We start from the raw sequence: 390 nt of genomic DNA on the forward strand, positions 1-390 counted from the left end.
GTGCGGCAACAAGTACGCACCTGGAGGTAACCACCATGGGCGGCGTGGGTATGTGCGTCCGATTTTGGTCGTGGTGGCCCGCATCATCCATACTGCGTGCAACTTGCCAACTCGGTGCCCGAACTGCGCCCGGCCTGGCTTGACGAGCGGGACCGCACGGTGACCCATTCCGCGGCGGTCTCCATCTAACAGAGAAGCAAAAGGAACGACATGATTCCCGCATTCCGCGTCGCGATCATTCCAGGAGACGGCATCGGCAAGGAGGTGATGCCAGAAGGCCTGCGCGTCATCCAGGCGGCGGCCGAGCGCTTTGGCTTGCAGCTTGAGTGCCACACCATCGATTGGGCCAGCTGCGACTACTACCAGCAGCACGGCCAGATGATGCCCGAC

1 protein-coding gene is annotated in these 390 nt (G+C 62.3%); it reads left to right on the forward strand.

Translation table 11 applies throughout. From position 1 onward, the window contains the following. Positions 1–210: 210 nt before the first annotated feature. A partial coding sequence (locus KDL01_RS47400) for an isocitrate/isopropylmalate family dehydrogenase (RefSeq protein ID WP_246577735.1) occupies positions 211–390 on the forward strand: 180 nt, incomplete at its 3' end.

The organism is Actinospica durhamensis, assembly GCF_018139695.1.
In the GTDB taxonomy this organism is placed as follows: Bacteria; Actinomycetota; Actinomycetes; order Streptomycetales; family Catenulisporaceae; genus Actinospica; species Actinospica durhamensis.